This is a genomic window from Streptomyces cinnabarinus (assembly GCF_027270315.1).
In the GTDB taxonomy this organism is placed as follows: domain Bacteria; phylum Actinomycetota; class Actinomycetes; order Streptomycetales; family Streptomycetaceae; genus Streptomyces; species Streptomyces cinnabarinus.
Window position 1 is genome coordinate 5,151,731 of sequence record NZ_CP114413.1, and the last position, 19,233, is coordinate 5,170,963.

Annotated in this window: 23 protein-coding genes; 16 read left to right on the plus strand and 7 right to left on the minus strand. The window is 70.9% G+C overall.

From position 1 onward, the window contains the following. Positions 1-20: 20 nt before the first annotated feature. From STRCI_RS23325 to STRCI_RS23335, 3 genes are read left to right on the plus strand one after another with little or no spacing between them, the layout of a single operon-like run. Positions 21-626: an RNA polymerase sigma factor gene (locus tag STRCI_RS23325; RefSeq protein ID WP_269660909.1), complete on the plus strand. Its 606-nt coding sequence runs from the start codon at positions 21-23 to the stop codon at positions 624-626. Then, positions 623-1,597, plus strand: a complete 975-nt coding sequence (locus STRCI_RS23330; protein ID WP_269660910.1) for a CU044_5270 family protein — start codon at positions 623-625, stop codon at positions 1,595-1,597. The genes STRCI_RS23325 and STRCI_RS23330 overlap by 4 nt, the downstream gene beginning before the upstream one ends. Before the next feature lie 39 nt (positions 1,598-1,636). Then, on the plus strand, positions 1,637-2,038 hold the full coding sequence (locus STRCI_RS23335; RefSeq protein ID WP_269660911.1) for an SRPBCC domain-containing protein: 402 nt from the start codon (positions 1,637-1,639) through the stop codon (positions 2,036-2,038). On the opposite strand, the gene STRCI_RS23340 is transcribed toward STRCI_RS23335, so the two are convergent. Further along, a complete protein-coding gene (locus STRCI_RS23340; RefSeq protein ID WP_269660912.1) occupies positions 2,035-3,582 on the minus strand; it encodes a type 1 periplasmic-binding domain-containing protein in 1,548 nt (515 codons plus the stop codon). The genes STRCI_RS23335 and STRCI_RS23340 overlap by 4 nt on opposite strands. Continuing rightward, entirely contained in the window at positions 3,582-5,654 is a 2,073-nt protein-coding gene (locus tag STRCI_RS23345) for a hypothetical protein (RefSeq protein WP_269660913.1), read from the minus strand. The genes STRCI_RS23340 and STRCI_RS23345 overlap by 1 nt, the downstream gene beginning before the upstream one ends. Before the next feature lie 182 nt (positions 5,655-5,836). On the opposite strand from STRCI_RS23345, the gene STRCI_RS23350 reads away from it, so the two are divergent. Continuing rightward, positions 5,837-6,835: a hypothetical protein gene (locus STRCI_RS23350; protein ID WP_269660914.1), complete on the plus strand. Its 999-nt coding sequence runs from the start codon at positions 5,837-5,839 to the stop codon at positions 6,833-6,835. A gap of 5 nt (positions 6,836-6,840) precedes the next feature. Here STRCI_RS23350 and STRCI_RS23355 read toward each other — a convergent pair whose 3' ends face one another. Both STRCI_RS23355 and STRCI_RS23360 read right to left on the minus strand, forming a co-directional pair. Then, a complete protein-coding gene (locus STRCI_RS23355) occupies positions 6,841-7,806 on the minus strand; it encodes an isopenicillin N synthase family dioxygenase (RefSeq protein WP_269660915.1) in 966 nt (321 codons plus the stop codon). Continuing rightward, positions 7,799-8,248 (minus strand): nucleoside deaminase, encoded by a 450-nt coding sequence (locus STRCI_RS23360; protein ID WP_269660917.1) that lies wholly within the window; start codon positions 8,246-8,248, stop codon positions 7,799-7,801. Before STRCI_RS23360 ends, STRCI_RS23355 begins: the two co-directional genes overlap by 8 nt. Before the next feature lie 149 nt (positions 8,249-8,397). On the opposite strand from STRCI_RS23360, the gene STRCI_RS23365 reads away from it, so the two are divergent. The 4 genes from STRCI_RS23365 (at position 8,398) to STRCI_RS23380 (ending at position 10,811) form a co-directional block, all read left to right on the plus strand. Continuing rightward, positions 8,398-8,697, plus strand: coding sequence for an SCO0607 family lipoprotein (locus STRCI_RS23365; RefSeq protein WP_269660918.1), 300 nt, complete (start codon positions 8,398-8,400; stop codon positions 8,695-8,697). A 69-nt stretch (positions 8,698-8,766) separates the two neighbouring features. Further along, positions 8,767-9,165 carry a DUF6281 family protein gene (locus STRCI_RS23370; protein ID WP_269660919.1) on the plus strand — a complete coding sequence of 133 codons (399 nt, stop codon included), beginning with the start codon at positions 8,767-8,769 and terminating at the stop codon, positions 9,163-9,165. A 4-nt stretch (positions 9,166-9,169) separates the two neighbouring features. Then, positions 9,170-9,781: a hypothetical protein gene (locus STRCI_RS23375; protein WP_269660920.1), complete on the plus strand. Its 612-nt coding sequence runs from the start codon at positions 9,170-9,172 to the stop codon at positions 9,779-9,781. 82 nt (positions 9,782-9,863) lie between these two features. Then, the gene (locus tag STRCI_RS23380; RefSeq protein ID WP_269660921.1) at positions 9,864-10,811 is read left to right on the plus strand and encodes a DMT family transporter; all 948 of its coding nucleotides are present in this window, start codon (positions 9,864-9,866) and stop codon (positions 10,809-10,811) included. Here STRCI_RS23380 and STRCI_RS23385 read toward each other — a convergent pair. After that, positions 10,708-11,586, minus strand: coding sequence for a LysR family transcriptional regulator (locus STRCI_RS23385; RefSeq protein WP_269664624.1), 879 nt, complete (start codon positions 11,584-11,586; stop codon positions 10,708-10,710). The two genes, STRCI_RS23380 and STRCI_RS23385, sit on opposite strands and share 104 nt — an antisense overlap. A 1-nt stretch (position 11,587) precedes the next feature. Continuing rightward, entirely contained in the window at positions 11,588-11,896 is a 309-nt protein-coding gene (locus STRCI_RS23390; RefSeq protein WP_269664625.1) for a PLD nuclease N-terminal domain-containing protein, read from the minus strand. Positions 11,897-11,983: 87 nt separating this feature from the next. On the opposite strand from STRCI_RS23390, the gene STRCI_RS23395 reads away from it, so the two are divergent. From STRCI_RS23395 to STRCI_RS23430, 8 genes are all read left to right on the plus strand, one after another. Continuing rightward, complete coding sequence (locus tag STRCI_RS23395) at positions 11,984-13,435, plus strand: menaquinone biosynthesis decarboxylase (RefSeq protein ID WP_269660922.1); 1,452 nt, start codon at positions 11,984-11,986, stop codon at positions 13,433-13,435. Further along, positions 13,432-14,334 carry a menaquinone biosynthesis prenyltransferase MqnP gene (gene mqnP, locus STRCI_RS23400; protein ID WP_269660923.1) on the plus strand — a complete coding sequence of 301 codons (903 nt, stop codon included), beginning with the start codon at positions 13,432-13,434 and terminating at the stop codon, positions 14,332-14,334. Before STRCI_RS23395 ends, mqnP begins: the two co-directional genes overlap by 4 nt. Positions 14,335-14,386: 52 nt before the next feature. Further along, complete coding sequence (locus STRCI_RS23405) at positions 14,387-15,034, plus strand: UbiX family flavin prenyltransferase (RefSeq protein ID WP_269660924.1); 648 nt, start codon at positions 14,387-14,389, stop codon at positions 15,032-15,034. 65 nt (positions 15,035-15,099) lie between these two features. Then, the gene (locus tag STRCI_RS23410; RefSeq protein WP_269660925.1) at positions 15,100-15,555 is read left to right on the plus strand and encodes an Lrp/AsnC family transcriptional regulator; all 456 of its coding nucleotides are present in this window, start codon (positions 15,100-15,102) and stop codon (positions 15,553-15,555) included. Positions 15,556-15,597: 42 nt separating this feature from the next. Continuing rightward, positions 15,598-16,761, plus strand: coding sequence for an aminofutalosine synthase MqnE (gene mqnE, locus STRCI_RS23415; RefSeq protein ID WP_269660926.1), 1,164 nt, complete (start codon positions 15,598-15,600; stop codon positions 16,759-16,761). Between the two features lie 90 nt (positions 16,762-16,851). Then, complete coding sequence (locus STRCI_RS23420) at positions 16,852-17,376, plus strand: GNAT family N-acetyltransferase (protein ID WP_269660927.1); 525 nt, start codon at positions 16,852-16,854, stop codon at positions 17,374-17,376. 76 nt (positions 17,377-17,452) lie between these two features. Further along, positions 17,453-17,752, plus strand: a complete 300-nt coding sequence (locus STRCI_RS23425) for a DUF4229 domain-containing protein (protein WP_269660929.1) — start codon at positions 17,453-17,455, stop codon at positions 17,750-17,752. 10 nt (positions 17,753-17,762) lie between these two features. Continuing rightward, complete coding sequence (locus tag STRCI_RS23430) at positions 17,763-18,407, plus strand: TetR/AcrR family transcriptional regulator (RefSeq protein WP_269660930.1); 645 nt, start codon at positions 17,763-17,765, stop codon at positions 18,405-18,407. On the opposite strand, the gene STRCI_RS23435 is transcribed toward STRCI_RS23430, so the two are convergent. Beyond that, on the minus strand, positions 18,400-19,191 hold the full coding sequence (locus STRCI_RS23435; protein WP_269660931.1) for a MaoC family dehydratase: 792 nt from the start codon (positions 19,189-19,191) through the stop codon (positions 18,400-18,402). The genes STRCI_RS23430 and STRCI_RS23435 overlap by 8 nt on opposite strands. Positions 19,192-19,233: the final 42 nt, after the last annotated feature.

Consider the following 19,233-nt stretch of genomic DNA (forward strand, 5'->3'; position numbering starts at 1 on the left):
GTGCGGACAGGTAGAGGGGCGTGGATACGAATCTGCGGAAACGCATCCGCGCGGGGGACCATGACGCCTTCAGTGATCTCTTCGACGCCTGCGCGCGCTCCGTCTACAACCACGCCTACCGGCTCACCGGCGACTGGGCGGTCGCCGAGGACGTCGTCTCGCTGACCTTCCTGGACGCCTGGCGGCTGCGCGAGCGCCTCGACGAGGAGGGCGGCTCGCTGCGGCCCTGGCTCCTGGGCATCGCCACCAACGTCACGCGCAACACCCGCCGCGCCGCCCGAAGACACGCGGCCGCCGTCGCCCGGCTGCCCCGGGAGGAGCCGGTCCGGGACTTCGCCGACGAGGTCGCCGGGCGACTGGACGACGAGGCGCAACTGGCCGTCGTACGGACCGCGCTGGCGCGGCTGCGGCGGGCCGAGCGGGAGGTGCTGGCGCTGTGCGTGTGGTCGGGCCTCGACTACACGGCCGCCGCCGAGGCGCTCGGGGTGCCGGTCGGGACCGTGCGATCACGGCTCTCGCGGGCGCGGAAGAAACTCGCGAAAGATAGGGAACCCGCGCAAATCCGCGGACAGATGAGAGGTGACCGCACCACCGCGGTCGGGCCCATGAGGGAGGGACACCGATGAATCAGCTTCCCGAACAAGACCTTCCGCCGGGCCGGCACCGACTCCTCAAGGAGCATCTGATGACCGAGGTCCGGCACTCCGACGAACCTGCCCGCGCCCGCAGGCCGTGGCTGCGCCCCGTACTCGTGGCGGGCGCCGCCGCGGCGGTCGCCGCGGTCACGCTCACCTTCACGCCGTCCTCCGGCGGGAGTTCCGGCGGGGACCCCGCCGCCGCCCCGCCCACGTCCGCGCCCGCCGCGCAGGCCCCCGAGAGCGCCCCCCAGGTCCTGGAGCGGGTGGCCCTCGCCGCCGCGGGCCAGGGTGTGCCGGAGGTGCGCGACGACCGGTTCACCTACGCCAAGTCCCAGCAGCACGTCGCCGAGGCCCCCTGCAGGCCGGTGCGGTCCGGCGGACCACTGGAGACCCGGGAGCTCTGGAAGTCCGTCGACGGGAGTCGTCCGGGGTTGCTGCGCGATCCCTCGCTCGGCGAGGGGGGCGAACCCCTGCGCCTTGAGCCGGACGAGGACACCGGCACGACCTACCGTGATCTGGAGGCCCTGCCCACCGACCCCGAGGGGATGCTCGACTGGCTGTATGAGACCAAGGGAGGCAAGGGCGAAAGGCCCGAGTACTACGCCTTCAAGAACGCGACGAGCCTCCTCTTCGAAGGCGTCCTGCCCCCGAAGGTCAGTGCCGCGCTCTATCGGGCGGTCGGCGAGATTCCCGGCGTCGAGCTGGTGAAGGACTCCGAGGACGCCGTCGGGCGGCACGGCACCGCCGTCGGGTTCGTCGACGAGCGGGGAGTCAGCCGGACGGAGCTGGTCTTCGACGCCGAGACCTGGCTGCTGCTCGGCACCCGAGAGGTGATGATCAAGGACTCCGAGGACGCGCTCGGCGAGGACTGCACGGGCATGATCAAGGCCGGCTCGGTGCTGTGGGACAACGCCGTCCTGGAGCGCGGCATCGTCGACGCGGCGGGCAAGCGTCCGTAACAGCGTGCGGAACCCCTCGCCGAGGGTCAGGCTGGTGTCATGACCGGATCCATCGAGCAGGGCGCCAGCCGGATCCAGGGGAGCACGCACATCCTGCACTTCCTGGTGCGGCTCCCGAGGCGTATGGAGTCGGTCTGGCCGGCGCTCGCGACTCCGGAGGGGCTGGCCGGCTGGTTCACGGCCGCGGATGTCCTCGAACCCCGGCTCGGCGGCGCCGTCACCCTGCGTGAGCTGGGATCCGGGCAGGTCACCGCCTGGGATGTGGACCGGGTCGCCGAGTACACGGTCGAGGGCGGTGGCCGGATCCGGTTCCACCTGGAGCGCGACGGCGACGAGGGCAGTGTCCTGCGGTTCACCCACGAGTTTCAGGGCGAGCGGGAGACCGAGGAGCGCTGGCGAGCTCGCTTCGAACGGCTGATCGAATACCTTTCGGCCGTCTAGGACGGCGGCAGGCACTCCTTCCCCGGCGGCTTCCCCTCCGGCCACGCGATCTCCACGAACCGCGCCCGCCCCTCCGCCGTGAGTTCCACGACCGGCACAGCCTTGTCGTACGGGTTGCCGTGCACGTCCAGGCAGATCCAGCCGCTCGCCCCGTTGACCCGCAGCGAGCCCTTGACCTGCGGCCACTGGAGGCCGACATCGGCGAGCGGCGGCAGGACCCTGCCGTCGGGCGTGGCCTCGCGGATGCCGTGCACGGCCAGCCGCATGGCGTCGTAGGCGATGATCAGCTGGCCGTCCTGGAGGGAGACCTCGCCGATGGGGCCGATCGGCTTGCGCGCGGCGAAGGACAGCAGTTCGGTCAGGGCCGCCGCGTCCAGCGTCGAGCCGCCGGTCTGCGAGGGGTTCTTGCCCCAGGCGTCGGGGTGGGCGAGGGCGGTGTAGCGCACCGAGAGCTTGCGGGTGAGGGCGGTGCGGTCGAGGTCCTTGTCGCCGGTGAGGTAGGAGCCCTCGTCGCCGGTCAGCAGCGTGAACTCGCGGTCCTGGCAGCCGCGTCCGCCCAGCGCGTTGATGAACTGCCGCAGCTGCGTGTGGCGTCCGGCGAACAGGATGGTGTCCGTGCCGGGGGCCGTGTCGCACACCAGGTGGGTGATCTGCCGGAAGGTGTTGGCGGTGGTGCCCTCCTGGCTGCGGTCGGCGGGCGGGGTGAAGGGCTGCGGCTCGTAGGGCGAGCCCTCGATCAGCTTCGCGAAGGACTCCTGGAGCGTGCGCGTGTACGGGTCGCCCGGCTTGTCGTAGACCAGCAGCGCCTTGCCCGCCGTCACCTGGGCGAAGGAGGCGAGTGCGCGGGCCTCGTCGGTGTTGGTGGGGGAGACTCGGGCGAGTCCGGGGAAGGGGTCCTTGCCGTGCTGCCCGTTGGCGAGGTCGTCGGCGGTGATGGAGGTGCCGATGACCGGGATGCCGCGCCGGGTCAGTTCCCGCACGGCCCGCTTGTTGTTCTCGGTGCTCAGACCCACCCCGGTCACCGCCCGCAGCCGGTCCGGGCCCTTCGTCATCCGCTCCAGCTGATCGACCGTGTGCTTCCAATGCGCCCCCGTCGCACCGGGGTTGGCGAGCACCAGACGGATCGCCGGGGACTGCCCGTTGGACTCGTGGTTGGCCCGGTACTGCGCGAGATAGGCGCCCTGCACCTCATGCAGGACGTCGCCCAGGTTGTCCGGGTCGGACGCGGTGAACGGCTCCAGCAGCGCCACGGTGACATAGCTGCCCGGCTTCAGTGAGCGGTTCTCCCGGTCGATCGCCGAGATCACGTCCCGCAGTCGGGGCCGGCCGAAGTCGTAGTCCGTGGTCGACACCCCCACGCACTCGTCGCTGTCCTCCGGCTTCTCCACCCCCCGGGCGCAGGAGCGGTCCTCCTTCGCGAGCGCGCCGACCCCGAACCAGCCGCCGGTCACCAGCGCGGCGGTGAGCAGCAGGGCCAGGTAGCGGCGTAACGGGATCTCCCAGACGTCCTCGCGCAGCCACGTCCACAGACCTCCGCGCGCCATCAGGCCTCCCCCTCGTCGTCGTCCGGGATGTGCGGCGTCCGCCCCGCGAGGGCGTCGTCCGGCCAGTCCCGCGAGGCCCGCCACAGCAGGGCGTTCCCGGCGGGCCGCAGATTGGAGAGCTGCTCCAGTTCGAACCGCAGCCGCTGTCCGACCGTCTCGTCGGGCAGGGTCAGCGGATCGGTCAACTGCCATACGGCGTACAGCAGTCGGCGCACCCGCAGGTGCAGGCCGGCCTCGACGCCCTCCGGCGGCTCGTGCCCGGCGTCGGTGCGGCCGAGCGCGACCGCCGCCCGCCGGTCGTCGTGCCCGGTGAAGTCGCGGCCGTCGGCGTCGTGCGCGTGGAAGTAGGGCGCGGAGGCGATGAACCGCAGCGCTTTCAGCCACTCGCGGGTCGGCAGCGTGGCGAAGGTGTCCCGCAGGTACGCCACCGCCGACTCGGTGTTGCCCAGGGCGAGTTCATGGTGCAGCCGGTACCGGACGCGTTCCTCGGAGGGGTCGGCGTAGTGGTCGATCAGCGTCTCGTGCGCCGTACGCCACTGCCCGTGGTCGGCGTCCCGGTGATGCAGCCGGAGCAGCAGCAGCGTCCGCACGAAGGCGTCACCGACGAACCGTCCCGGCACCGCGGGCAGCCCCTCGGACACCAGCCGGGTCTGCAACGCCCGTACGTCAGCGGGCCCGAAGTCCTCCGGGAGCAGCGCGTCGGCGAGCGCACAGGCGGAGTCGTGGTCGTGGGCGGCGGCCAGCACGGTCAGTTCGTCCAGCCGGTCCGGGGGCACGAGCCGGTCCAGCAGCTCCAGGTAGGCGGGCCTGCCGTCGTGCTCGGCGTGCAGCCGTACGTCCGCGGTGAGCAGCTCGCCGAGCGAGGAGGCGTCGGTGAGGTTCTGCTCGGCGGACTCGGCGAGCAGGGTGGTGCCGAGCGGGTTCCCGCCGGTCAACCGGTGTATGGCCTGCGGGAGTCGGGGCGGGACCGAGGGGTCGGCGCCGACGATGTGCAGGGTGTCGTCACCGCTCAGCGGCGGCAGCGACACCAGCAGCGCCCGCGAGGACGCCGAGCCCGGGTCCGGGGCCCAGTCGCTGGAGCGGGCCACCTCGGGCAGCGCCCGCCGTCCCGCGTTGCGCAGGGCGGGGCGTCCGGTGCCGCGGACGGCGGCGAAGAAGACGACCTGGTCGGTGACGCCCTCGGAGCGGTCCCGCAGCACCGCCTCGACGAGGCCGGGCCCAGGCGCGGTCTGCGCGTTGTCGAGCAGCACGAGCGGCCGTCCCAGCCGCTTCATGCGGGGCAGTACGCCCGTGTAGGCGTCGGTGAGATCGGCCAGCAGCGCCCGCACCAGGTGCCGTTCGGCGTGCTCGCGGGAGGTGCCGCCGGCCCGGAAGTGCCCGGAGAGCAGGATCAGTCCGCGGCGGGCGTTGTCCCCGGCGTTGGGGTAGTCCCGGTACCAGGCGGAGGCCCGCTGGTGGCGCCGGCCCGCGAAGCCGTCGGAGAGGGACTCCAGGGTGGCCTCCACGGCCGCCGACAGCAGCGGCCCGGTGCCGGTGGCGGCCGCGACGACCTTCGCGGCGACCCGGCCCGCCCAGCGCCCGGCGAAGCCGCCGACCCAGGACCCGCTCTCGTTCAGCAGCAGGATCCGCTGCACCTCGCGCCGGATCCGCTCCGAGTCGGCGTCCCCCCAGCCGCCGGCCGCGACCGCGACGAGCCCCGTCATCAGCCGCGGGAACTGGATCCGCCCGGCGCCGGTCACCTGCTCGGCGAGCTGCTCGGCGAGGACCAGCAGCGCCTGCGACACCCGGGACCACGCCTCGGCGGGCCGCCCCGGAGGCGGCCCCGCGAACTCGGTGTCCTCGCAGTCGATCAGCCCGACCGGGGTGTGCCCCTTGTAGGCCGACCGCAACTCGCCGAGCACCGCGCTCTTGCCGAGCCCGCGTGCCCCGGACAGCACCACGAACGGCAGCTCCCGGGGATGCTCGTACGGCGTCACCCGGTGCTGATGCGGGCGCAGCCCGACGAGCCGTGGCGCAAGCCCGGCCGGATCGGTGTCGAACAACGCCCCGCGCCCGTGCAACCGTCTGCCCACCGCATCTCCCCCCGAGGCGGTCAACGTCGATCCGTCCGCGCTGCTGTACACGCGTGAGATCTATCAACACCAGGGTAGGGAGGGGGAGTTGGTTCGCACTAGATCGCGTGGTGTCCATTGGGTTCCGAAAGTGTCGCTATGCGGCCGCCGCGGGGCGGAATCCAGCCCGCTAACCTCCCCGCATGACCCGTACGACACCGCCCCGTCCGGTCGACATAGCGGCCGTCCTCCCCGAGTTGGCGCCGCTCGCCCGCACCTCGGTCCGGCTGCATCCGCGTCCCGGTGCGCCCACTGCGGCGGACAGCTCGGTCGGCGGGCCGCTGCTGTGGCCGGCGGACGAGCCCTGGCCCACCTGCCCGGAGCACACCGGCCCCTGGCTCACCGGCTACGACCCCGAGGACCTGCGCGCCCAGCGCCGCATCCTGACCGAGGGCTGGGCCCGCCCCCGCACCCCCGGGACGGACTTCCTCACACCCGAGGAGCGCGCCTTCGTCAACGGCCTCGGCTACACCGGCGTACGCAAGCCCCTGGACGGCGAGGTCCCCCTCCTGCCCGTCCTCCAGCTCTACGCCCGGGACGTCCCGTCCCTGCCCCGCCCGCCCGGCACCGACCTGCTCCAGGTGCTGTGGTGCTCCTTCGAGCACGGCGAGGACTGCATGCCCGGGGTCCAACTGCGCTGGCGGACGGCCGAAGAGGTGCGCTCGCCCCGGGAGACCCCGTGGCCGCCGGTGGTGAGCGAGAACGGCTACCTGCCCGAGCCCTGTCTGCTCCACCCGGAGCCGGGGGTCGTCGAGTACCCGGCCCCGCACGAACTCGACGACGACCTCGCCGAGCGCGTCGCTGCCTGGGAGGAGGGCGGAGCGTACGACTACCACTCCGACCTCGCCGTCGCCCCCGGCTGGAAGCTCGGCGGATACGGCAACTGGAGCTTCTGCGACCCCTGGCCGATGAACTGCGAGGAGTGCGGCAGCGCCATGCGCCCCTTCCTCACCGTCGACAGCTCCGAATGGGACGGCGGCACCGGGAGCTGGTGCCCCGAGGAGGAGCCCGCGCCGGACGAGCGCCCGCTGTACCCGCAGTCCCACGAACCCACGATGGTCAACATCGGCCGTGGCTACACGATGCAGATCCACCTCTGCCCGGAGTCCTTCGACCACCCGCACCTTCAGGCGATGCAGTAGCCGGGTCAGTCGACGGTGATCGAGTCCAGCTTCGCCCGCAGGTACACATGCGAGTCGACCGGCTCGTACGCCACCCGCCCGACCGGCGCGGGCACGGACTCCACCCGCGTCCCCGGGGTGCACTCGCCGAAGTAGACCAGGGAGATCAGCTCTTCGGTGGGCGCGTCCGCGGGCGGCGGGAGGACGCGGTGGCGTCCGGAGCGCCAGCGGTCGCCGGTCCAACGGGCCATCAGGTCACCGATGTTGATGGTGAAGGCGTCCGGGTCGTACGGCGCGTCCGCCCAGCCGCCCTCGTCCGTGTACACCTGAAGGCCGCCCTTCCCGGCCTGCCGGTCCAGGATGGTCACCGTCCCGAAGTCGGTGTGCGGCCCGATCCGGAACTGCCCCGGCCGCGGCTCGCCGGTCACCTCGGTCCCCGGGTACCAGTTGATGTTGAAGCCGTACGTCGGACGGTCCATGTGCCGGGAGAAGAAGTCGGGTTCGAGCCCGAGGGCGTCGCCGAGCAGGGAGAGCAGCTCCTTCTCCAGCGCGGCCATGTGCGCGAGGTACTCCTCGCACAGGGTCCGCAGCTCAGGCACCTCGCTCGGCCACACATTGGGCGCGTACCACTCGGCGTTGACGACCGGGTCGTCGAAGGGCTCGTGGGTGGCGAAGGTCAGCGACTCCTTCAGGTCCGGCGGCGTCTCGGTCCCCTCCGCGTACCCGTTGGCCTCGGCGCCGGGCCCGAGCCACCCCCGCCCGCCGACCCTGGCGGCGTAGGGCTGCTTGAGGCGGTCGGGCAGCCGGAAGAAGTCCCGGGCGGCGTCCCGGACACGTGAACGCAGCGCCGGATCCACTCCGTGCCCGGTGACCAGCAGGAACCCGGCCGTCTGGAGGGCCTCGTCGACGGTACGGGCGATCCCGGCGCGGACGCCGGGGTCGCCGTCGACCCAGGGCGCCAGGTCGATGACGGGAATGCGGGAGTCACTCACCGATGTCCTCGTTCCACAGTTCGGGCCGGTCCTTGATGAAGTCACGCATCAGCTCGACGCACTCCGGGTCGTCGAGCAGCACGATCTCCACGCCGTGCTCGGCCAGCCAGTCGTGCCCACCGCGGAAGGTCACCGCCTCGCCGATCACGACCCGCGAGATCCCGAACTGCCGGACCAGTCCGGAGCAGTACCAGCAGGGCGAGAGGGTCGTCACCATCGTCGTACCCCGGTACGACCGCTGCCGCCCCGCCGCCCGGAACGCGGCCGTCTCCGCATGCATCGACGGATCACCGTCCTGGACCCGCCGGTTGTGCCCCCGCCCGAGCAGCGCCCCGTCGGCCCCGAACAGCGCGGCCCCGATCGGAATACCGCCCTCCGCGAGCCCCGCGCGGGCCTCCTCGACGGCGACCGCGAGCCGGCTCCGTGCCTGTGCCTGATCCATACCGCCCACTCTGCTGGCCCGGCGACACCAGGGCAACGCGTGAAAGGCGCAACCCGGTCTGAGTACGCGTGCTCAGGCCCGGACGGCCGGGCACCGCGAAGGTAGGTCGAGCCGGATCACGGCACCCACAGCACTCACAGGAGTCGATCGTGCCCAAGCCCCGCAGGTTCCAGACCCTCGCAGCCGCCCTCGTCGCCGCGGCGGCGGCCGTGGCGCTCACCGGATGCTCCGGCTGGGAGTACACGGAGAACATCTGCAACAGCGGTGAGTACCCCGTCCTCCAGGTGAACGGCACCGGATCCGCGTGCACGCCGGACGACGAGGAGCCCGCGGACGGCTACGCCCGCTACCCGGAGGGCAAGGTGCCGGAGCAGGTCGACGACAAGTGGGACGTCTACTGGCGCACCCACACCCTCGACGAGAAGGGCGACATCGTCCCCGCGTCCTGACCGGCCCCGGACCGAACGAAACCGGTGCCCGCCGCGTCGGAGTTCCGGGAAGCACGGGGAAGGGGACCGATGAGACCGGTACTGCTGATGGCGGGGATCACCGCGCTGGCGCTGGGCGCCGTCGGATGCGCGGAGACCAGCGACGAGGCCGGTGAGGCCGCGGCCTCCTGCGCCTACGTCATCGACTACGACAACCGCCGCTACTCGGACGTGGCCAACATCGACTACCGCCGGGGCGAGAAGCTCGGCACGGCCACCCAGCCCCCCTGCGACGACACCCCGGGCGACGGGGACGACGGCGAGCCCACCCGCCGCATCACGGCCTACGCCGTCCAGGGCCTGGACCCCGGCATCGCCATCGCCGTGGGAGACGCCCCCGACGACGTCATCTTCGTAGCCGTCCGTGAGGGCGGCGACCTGCCGCCCGAGATCGACAAGCTCCCCCGACTGCCCCCGGAACAGGAGTGACGACATGAAGAGGAACCGCGTCCGGATCGGCGCCGCCGCCGTCGCCACCGCGGGTGTCGTGACCGGCGCCGGGCTGTGGATCAACGCCCTGGGGACCGGGCATGCCGACGACGACGGCGACCGCGGTACCGTCGCTGCCCAGCCGAAGGCGTCTCGGTGCGTCGGCGCCAAGGCCGCCACGACCGCCGTCGACAACCCCGACGAGACCCCTCTCGACCGCCTCCTCGACGACATCGACCGGCTCGGCCGGAACCGCTTCGCCCACTCCTTCACCGGACTCTCCGTCGACGAGGACCACAAGGCCGCCGACCTCTACCGCATCCCCTCCGCCTCCTTCGACGACGCCGTCTGCGACGCCGCCGAGAAGGGGGTCACCGTGCGGATCCACGACACCGACGCGAGCCGCACGGATCTCGACGCCCTCGCCGACCGGATCAGCGAGGACATGAACCGCTGGGACGGCACCTTCCAGCTCCGCCAGGTCGGCGTGGACGAACGGGGCTGGGTGAGCGTCGGCGTCGACGACCCCGGCACCGCCGAGCCCGTCCTCCACGACACCTTCGGCCATGAGCGGCACCTCAGGGTCGTCCACGTCGAACAGGCCCACCTGGACTGATCGGCACCGCCGATGGGGCCATCGGCAGGACGCACCGGCAGCGCGTGGACCTGCGACGACGTCCGCTCGTAGCGTCCAGGACATGACATCCGAGAACAAGGGCACGGCCCAGCTGACCATCGCGATGGTGCTCTCCGGCACCCTCGGCGTCTTCGTCGTGGAGTCGGGCGCCTCGCCCTTCAACGTCGTCTTCTTCCGCGTGCTGTTCGGCGCGCTCGCCCTGGGCGGGTACATCCTCGCCCGAGGCTGGCTCAGGGACCACGGGTTCACGCCCCGCACCCTCGGACTCGCCGTCCTCGGCGGGGTGTTCATCGTCTTCAACTGGGTCCTGCTCTTCCAGTCGTACGAGAACACCTCCATCTCCGTCGCGACGGTCGTCTACCACACCCAGCCGTTCTACGTCGTGCTGCTCGGCGCGCTCCTGTTCCGCGAGCGGATCACCGCCGCCAAGGCCGCCTGGATCGGCGTCGCCTTCGCGGGGCTGGTGCTCGTCTCGGGCGTCACACCCGGCGACTTCGGCAGCGGGGGCGCCTATCTGACCGGCCTCGGCCAGGCCCTCCTCGCCGCGCTCCTGTACGGCCTGTCCACCGTCGTCACCAAGCGCGTCACCGGCGTCCGCCCGCACCTCATCGCGCTCGTCCAGGTCCTCGTCGGCATCCCCCTGCTGCTCCCCTTCGCCGACTTCGGCGCGATGCGCGGCACCGGCGCCGACTGGGGCTGGCTGGTGGGCCTCGGCATCATCCACACCGGGCTGATGTACGTCCTGATGTACGCCGCCTACGCCCAGCTGCCCACCGCGAAGATCGCCGTCCTCGCCTTCGTCTACCCGGCGGTCGCGATGCTGGTCGACTGGGCGGTGTACGGCCACCACATCGGCCTCGTCCAGGCGCTCGGCGTCCCGCTGATCGTGACGGCGAGCCTGAAGGTCACCCTTGCTCGACGACCAGCTTCCGCGCCTGCTCCAGGAACAGCCGGGCATGCGCCGGAAGCCGCTTCCCGGCCCGCCACGCCAGTTGCGTCCGAAGCGTGAACGGCGGCTCCCAGTCCAGCCGTACCAGAGAACCCTCCGCGAGTTCGGCGGCGACCGTCACCTCGGGCAGCAACGCGATCCCGAGACCGGCCGCCGCCGCCCGTTTGGTCGCCTCGATGGTCCCGAACTCCATGAACTCCACGGACGAAGAGACCGACTTGAGTTCCCGCTCGAACAAGTCCCGGTACGCGCAGCCCGGTTCGGTGGCGAGCAAAGGGTGCCGCAGGAGGTCGGCCGTGGACGTGACGTCCCTGTCCGCGTCCCGCCCCGCCACCAGCGCCAGCGGCTCCACCGCCAGCACCTCGCTCTCCAGGCCCGGATGCGCCGTCTCCTCCTCCATCAGGAAGCCGAGGTCGTACGTCCCCCGCCGCAGCGCCTGCCGGGTCTCGTCGCCGATGGTGGTGCGCAGCGCGAGCCGCACCTTCGGATAGCGATGGTGGAACAGCTCCAACAGTGGGGGCAGCCGGTAGGAGGTCAGGGACTCCATCGTGCCGACCACCAGCGAACCCGTCGGCTCCTCCGCCCCCGTGACCGCCGCCCGCGCCTCCTCGGCCAGCTCGATGAGCTGCCGCGCGTACGGCAGCAGCCGCTCACCGGCCTCCGTCAGCCGGATGTGCCCGCCGAGCCGGTCGAACAGCTCCGTGCCGAGCGAGGACTCCAGAGCCCGGATCTGACTGGTCACACTGGACTGCGCGTACGCCAGCTCGGCCGCCGCCCGGGTGAAGCTCAGGACGGTCGCGACCTTCTCGAAGGTGACGAGCAGCCGCAGCTCCATGTCAGGGTTCATCCCGCTTGTTCTTGTCCTCGTCGTCCAGCGACTTCAGGAACTCGGGGTTGTCGTCGGGCGCCACCCACCGCTGACCGCCCCGGCCGGTCCGCACCCCGGACCAGCCCTCCGCGGCCGGGCTCCGCTTCTTGCCCGCGATCAGCCAGGAGATGGAGCCGACGACGGGGAACAGCAGCACGAGGATCGCCCACAGCGGCTTCGGCATGTGCCGGATGTCCTCGTCCTTGGTGCTGATGCAGTCGATGAAGGCGTAGATGCTGAGGGCCAGCGGGACGAGGAACATCAGCACCCGGAGCATGGGGCCCTCCAGCGGGATCGTGGTCGGGGCCGCGTACACAGCCCCCAGGTACAGGGCCAGGGTAGCCGCTCGGGGATACTTGACCCCATGGCTTACGACGATCTTCGTTCCCTGCTCAGGGCACTGGAACGCGAAGGCGACCTCAAGCGCGTCAAGGCTGAGGTCGATCCGTATCTGGAGGTCGGGGAGATCGTCGACCGGGTTCAGAAGGCGGGCGGCCCGGCACTGCTCTTCGAGAACGTGAAGGGCTCCTCGATGCCCCTCGCGATGAACGTCTTCGGCACCGACCGGCGGCTCCTGAAGGCGCTCGGCCTGAAGTCGTACGGCGAGATCAGCGAGAAGATCGGCGGGCTGCTCAAGCCGGAGCTGCCGCACGGGTTCGTCGGGGTCCGGGAGGCCTTCGGCAAGCTCGGCGCGATGACCCACGTACCGCCGAAGAAGGTCAAGGACGCGCCGGTGCAGGAGGTGGTGCTGCACGGCGACGACGTCGACCTGGACCAGCTTCCGGCCCTGTTCACCTGGCCCAAGGACGGCGGCTCCTTCTTCAACCTGGGGCTCACCCACACCAAGGACCCGGAGTCCGGCGTCCGCAACCTCGGCCTGTACCGCCTCCAGCGCCACGACAAGCGCACCATCGGCATGCACTGGCAGATCCACAAGGACAGCCGCAACCACTACCAGGTCGCGGCCCGGCGCGGCGAGCGCCTGCCGGTGGCCATCGCCTTCGGCTGCCCGCCCGCCGTCAGCTACGCCTCCACCGCCCCGCTCCCCGGTGACATCGACGAGTACCTGTTCGCCGGGTTCCTCGCGGGCAAGCGGATCGAGATGGTCGACTGCAAGACAGTCCCGCTCCAGGTCCCCGCGCAGGCGGAGGTCGTGATCGAGGGCTGGCTGGAGCCCGGCGAGATGCTGCCGGAGGGCCCCTTCGGCGACCACACCGGCTTCTACACCCCGCAGGAACCGTTCCCCGCGCTGAAGATCGACTGCGTGACGATGCGCAAGCGCCCGCTGCTCCAGTCGATCGTGGTGGGCAGGCCCCCCACGGAGGACGGCCCCCTCGGCCGCGCCACGGAGCGTTTCTTCCTGCCTCTGCTGAAGATCATCGTCCCGGACATCGTGGACTACCACCTGCCCGAGGCGGGCGGCTTCCACAACTGCGCGATCGTCTCGATCGACAAGAAGTATCCGAAGCACGCGCAGAAGGTGATGCACGCGGTCTGGGGGGCACACATGATGTCCCTGACCAAGCTGATCGTGGTCGTCGACTCCGACTGCGATGTCCACGATCTGCACGAGGTGGCCTGGCGGGCCCTGGGCAACACGGACTACGCCCGTGACCTGTCGGTCGTCGAAGGCCCCGTCGACCATCTCGACCACGCCTCCTACCAGCAGTTCTGGGGCGGCAAGGCGGGCATCGACGCGACAAAGAAGTGGCCCGAGGAGGGCTACACCCGCGACGGCGGCTGGCCGGACATGGTGGAGCCGGACCCGGAGACGGCGGCGAAGGTGGACCGCCGCTGGAAGGAGTACGGCCTGTGAGCAGCGCGTCAGCAGCGCTCCCGCAACCGGGACGCACGAAGGCATTCCTGCGCCTGGTGATGATCGAGCACTCGATCTTCGCGCTGCCCTTCGCCTACATCGCCGCGCTCACGGCGATGTTCCAGCTGGACAAGAACATCCACTGGGGCCGGCTGCTGCTGGTGACGATCTGCATGGTGGGCCTGCGCACCTTCGCGATGGCGGTCAACCGGATCATCGACCGCGAGATCGACGCCCGGAACCCCCGCACGGCCCACCGTGAGCTGGTCACCGGCGCGATGTCGGTGAAGCACGCCTGGACCGGCGCCCTGATCGCGGTCGTGATCTTCCTGGGCTCGGCGGCGCTGCTGAACCCGCTCTGCCTGGCCCTCGCCCCGGTGGCCGTGATCCCGATGGTGGTCTACCCCTACGGCAAGCGGTTCACGAACTTCCCGCAGGCCATCCTGGGTCTGGCCCAGGCCATCGGCCCGATCGGCGGCTGGCTGGCGATCACCGGCGAGTGGTCCTGGGAGGCGGTCATCCTGGGCCTGGCGGTGGGCATCTGGATCGGCGGCTTCGATCTGATCTACGCCTGCCAGGACGTGGAGACGGACCGCGAGGTCGGTGTGCTGTCGGTCCCGGCCCGCTTCGGCATCCCGGCGTCGATCTGGGCGGCGCGGGCCTGTCACGTCCTCACGATGGCCCTGTTCATCTGGTACGCGGTGGCCACCGAAGCCGGCGCCTTCTTCTGGATCGGCCTGATGATCGTCGCGGGGGCCTTCGTATACGAGCACAACATCGTCCGCCCCCATGACCTCTCCCGCCTGAACAGGGCGTTCTTCAGCGTCAACGGCTTCATCGGCATCGCGCTCTTCGTGTGTGCCCTGCTGGACCTGCTGGTTCGGGGCCTGACCGTCTGACGGTTCACCACCCCGGTACGCTCAAGATGTGAACGCAGGAGAAACGCAGCGCGTGCCTTGGATCGTGGGGGTGTCCGGAGCTTCCGGTACGCCGTATGCGGCCGCCGTGCTGCGGGCGCTGCTGGAGGCCGGGGAGAGCGTCGATCTCGTGGTCAGCCGGGCCTCGCGGCTCACGCTGCTGGACGAGACCGGAATCTCCTTCCGGGACGCGCACTGGGCGGACGACCTGCGCGAATGGCTGTCCCGGGGCGCGGACGGGAAGCCCGGCGTCTTCGATGTGGACCTCGGCGGGGTCCGGCACTGGGGTGCCGGGGATCTCGCCGCCGGGCCCTCCTCCGGGTCGTATCCCTGCAAGGGCATGCTCATCGTGCCCGCCTCCACCGCCGCCGTCGCCGGAGTCGCCCTCGGGCTCTCCAAGGACCTGCTCCAGCGGGCCGCGAGCGTGACACTGAAAGAGGGACGGAAGCTGGTCGTCGCCGTACGGGAGACCCCCTTGAACGGCCAGACGCTGCGGCATCTCGTCACCCTCGACGACGCGGGCGCGATCGTCGTACCCGCCTCGCCCGCCTTCTACGCGGGCGCCACCCACATCCAGGACCTGGTGGACTTCGTCGCCGGACGCGTACTGGACGCGGCCGGCGTCGAGCACCGGCTCTACCGCCGCTGGAAGGGCGACCTCGGCGGCGCGCGCACGACCTGAGCATCACGCGGCACCAGCAGTACTCATGACTTCAGAACTCTTTTCAGCGGAAGGCTTCGAATCGCATGGACGCGGTGGACAGGCAGCTCATCCAGGCCCTGAGGGAGAACGGCCGGGCCTCCTACGCGGAGCTTGGGCGCCTCGTCGGCCTGTCGGGACCCAGTGTCACCGACCGCATCAACCGGCTGGAGGCGGCCGGTGTCATCACCGGCTACCGCGCCACCGTCGACTCGGCCTCCCTCGGCCTCGGCGTGACCGCCCTGATCGGCATCTCGCTCTCCGACGCCGCCGACCACGAGGACGTGGCGGCCCGGATGAAGGACCTCGGCGAGATCGAGGACTGCTGGTTCATCGCCGGTGACGACTCGTACATGCTCAAGGTGCGGGCGAACGACGTGGACGGCCTGGAGAAGATCATCCGCCGGCTGAGCGGCACGAAGGGCGTCTCCCGGACCCGTACGACGATCGTGCTCTCCACGAAGTGGGAGAACCGGGTCGGGGAACTGCCCGAAGAGGTCTAGCCGTACGGTGGGGTGGTCGTGGTCGTGACGAAAGGTGTGGGCATGGACGTCGGGCTCAAGCGCGAGCTGGAGGAGAAGGTCAGGGCCGGTGAACGGCTGACCCGCGAGGACGGCATCGCGCTGTACGAGTCGGACGACCTGGCCTGGCTCGGCGGCCTCGCGCACGAGGTGCGGACGCGCAAGAACGGCGACGTCGTGCACTTCAACGTCAACCGCCACCTCAACATGACCAACGTCTGTACGGCGTCCTGCGCGTACTGCTCCTTCCAGCGCAAGCCGGGCGAGAAGGACGCGTACACGATGCGCATCGAGGAGGCCGTGAAGCTGGCCAAGTCGATGGAGGCGGAGAACCTCACGGAACTCCACATCGTCAACGGCCTGCACCCGAACCTGCCGTGGCGCTACTACCCGCGGTCGCTGCGCGAGCTGAAGGCGGCGCTGCCGAACGTCTCGCTGAAGGCGTTCACGGCGACGGAGATCCACCACTTCGAGACGATCTCCGGTCTGTCGGCGTCGGAGATCCTCGACGAGCTGATCGACGCGGGCCTCGAATCCCTTACCGGCGGCGGTGCGGAGATCTTCGACTGGGAGGTCCGCCAGCACATCGTGGACCACCGCACGCACTGGGAGGACTGGTCCCGCATCCACCGCCTGGCGCACGAGAAGGGCCTCAAGACGCCCTCCACGATGCTCTACGGGCACATCGAGGAGCCGCGCCACCGCGTCGACCACGTCCTGCGCCTGCGCGAACTCCAGGACGAGACCAACGGCTTCCAGGTCTTCATCCCCCTGCGCTACCAGCACGACTTCGTCGACATGAAGGACGGCAAGGTCCGCAACCGCCTCCAGGCGCGGACCCAGATGGCGACGGGCGCCGAGGCCCTGAAGACCTTCGCGGTCTCCCGCCTCCTGTTCGACAACGTCCCGCACGTGAAGGTCTTCTGGGTCATGCACGGCGTCCAGACCGCCCAGCTGGCCCTCCAGCACGGCGCCGACGACATGGACGGCTCGGTCGTCGAGTACAAGATCACCCACGACGCCGACAACTACGGCACCCCCAACAAACTCACCCGCGAAGACCTCCTGGACCTGATCCGCGACGCGGGCTTCCGCCCGGTGGAACGGAACACGCGGTACGAGATCATCCGCGAGTACGAGGGCCACGACCCGGCACGCAGGGAATCCCCCCAGCCGATGCGACTGTGAGCGGGTAGGCGGGTGGGGGCGCGGGGAACTGCGCGACCAGCCCCCACCCACCCGCACCCACCGTTCATCCGTAATGGCTACCATGCAATCGTGGCCCTTACATTCACACTCGACCCCGCCATAGACCCCACCCTCCGCGACGGCGTCCTGGACCTGTGGACCGACGTCTCCAACGCCGGCGGCTCCGTAGGCTTCGTACCCCCGGTCACGCGGGACGCGATCCGCCCCGAACTGGTGAAACACTTCGTGGCGATGGCCGAGGGCAGGACCAGACTCCTCGTCGGACACGACACCGACGGCCACGTCGCCGCCACCGCGTTCCTCACCTTCAACACGCACCGGCTCATGCGGCACTGGGTCTGGCTGTACACGGTGATGGTGCACCCGAGCCACCAGGGCAAGGGATACGGCCGCGACCTCCTGGACGCCGCCGCCCAGGCCGCCCGCACCTTCGACGGCATAGCCGCGATACGCCTCACCTGCCGCGGCGGCATGGGCCTGGAGCGCTTCTACGGCTCCTGCGGCTACAAGGAGGTCGGCCGGATACCGGACGCCATCCGCGTCGCCCCGGACGACCACCGCGACGACGTGATCATGCTGCTGCCGCTCCACTGAGCCCCGCCCCCAAGATCGTGCCGTGGGCATGCTTCACTGGATGCCGCCCCTTTTGGAATCGGAAGACTGGATTGAGATGCTCCGCTACACGCTGATGCGCCTCGGGATCTTCGCGGGCTGCCTCGTGGTCGTCTGGGGCCTCGTCTACTCCGGTGTCATGCCGCGTGGGCTCGGCGACTCCAACGGCATGTGGGTCATCCTGCTCGCCCTGCTGATCTCCGCCCCGATCAGCTTCGTCGTCCTGCGCAAGGAACGCGACCGCGCCTCCGTCCAGATCGTCGAGCGCGTCGACCGGGTCAAGGCCAACCTGGAGGCGAACCGCTCCCAGGAGGACGTGGCCGACGACTCCGCCCGGGCCCAGGGACAGACGTCCTAGTCTTGCCCCCATGGGTGCAGTCAAGACCAAGCGGATGCCTCGGGCGGTCCGTGAGCAGCAGATGCTGGATGCCGCCGTGCGGACCTTCGGGCGGCGTGGGTACATGGCCGCCTCGATGGACGAGATCGCCGAACTCGCCGGTGTCTCCAAGCCGTTGGTCTATCTGTACCTGAACTCCAAGGAAGACCTCTTCACCGCCTGCATCCGCCGCGAGGCGCACGCGCTCACCGCCGCCGTGCGCTCCGGAGTGCAGCCGGACGCGCCCGCCGACCGCCAACTCTGGGACGGTCTGCGGGCGTTCTTCACGCACACCGCGCAACACCCGGACGGCTGGTCGGTACTGCACCTCCAGGCGCGCACCCACGGCGATGTGTTCGCCGCCGAGGTGACCGCGATGCGCGAGGAGATCGTCGCGTTCGTCACCCAGCTGATCCTCGCCGCCGCCCGCGCCGCCCACCGCGACCCCGACCTCCCCGAGCACGAGATCGCCGGGCTCGCCGAGGCCCTCGTCGGCGCCGCCGAGTCGCTCGCCGGCTGGGCCAACGCCACCCCGGGCGTCACCGCTCGCCAGGCCGCCGCGACCCTGATGAACTTCGCCTGGGCGGGCCTGGGCAATCTGATGGACGGCCGGCCCTGGGTGCCGCCGGTCAGCTGACCGTGCCCGTGAGGTGTACGCGGCCGTCCTCCCCGCGCAGTTCGAACCGCCCCGGCTCCGCCCGGTAGGTCACCGCCCCGGGGAGCAGCACCGGCGCCCGGAACTCCGCCCTGACCCGCGCCGCCGGAGGCACCCCGTACGCCGCCAGCGAGCGGGCCGCCGTCCACATGCCGTGGGCGATGGCGCGCCGGAAGCCGAACGGGCGGGCGGTGAGCGGGTGGAGGTGGATGGGGTTGCGGTCCCCGGACACGGCGGCGTACCGCCGCCCCACATCCCCGCCGAGCCGCCACTCGGCGACGACGGGCAGCGGCGCAGGGGGCCGCTCCCGCCTGGGCCCGGCGGCCTGTGTGTCCGTCCGGTCCGTCCGGTGCCGTGCGAGATACGTGCTGCGCGACTCCCATACGGCCTTCCCGTCGGCCCTGAGCTCGGTCACCAGCCCCGCCTCCGTCCCTCGTCGGTGCGGTGCCAACCCGGCGACGCGCACGGAGAGTTCGTAGGAGCGGCCGGTCGCCGGCAGCGGCTCGTACCCGGTGATCTCGATCGAGGTGTGGACCAGGCCCAGTAGCGGGAGCGGGAAGGACCGCCGGCTCATCAGGCGCAGTGCGAGCGGGAAGCCCAGGACGTGCGGATACGTCAGTGGCAGCGCGTCCTCTCCGGTCGGGAATCCGCACACTCGCTCGTACGCGGCGAGCCGGGTCAGGTCGACCCGGAGGCGGGGGAGGACCAACGGCGTGCGAGGGAAGTCCGCGTCGTGGCGGGGCCGTTTGAAGGTCAGAACCGTCATGAGGGGCGTCTCCCTACTCCTCCAGTTGCTTACTCCGGAGTA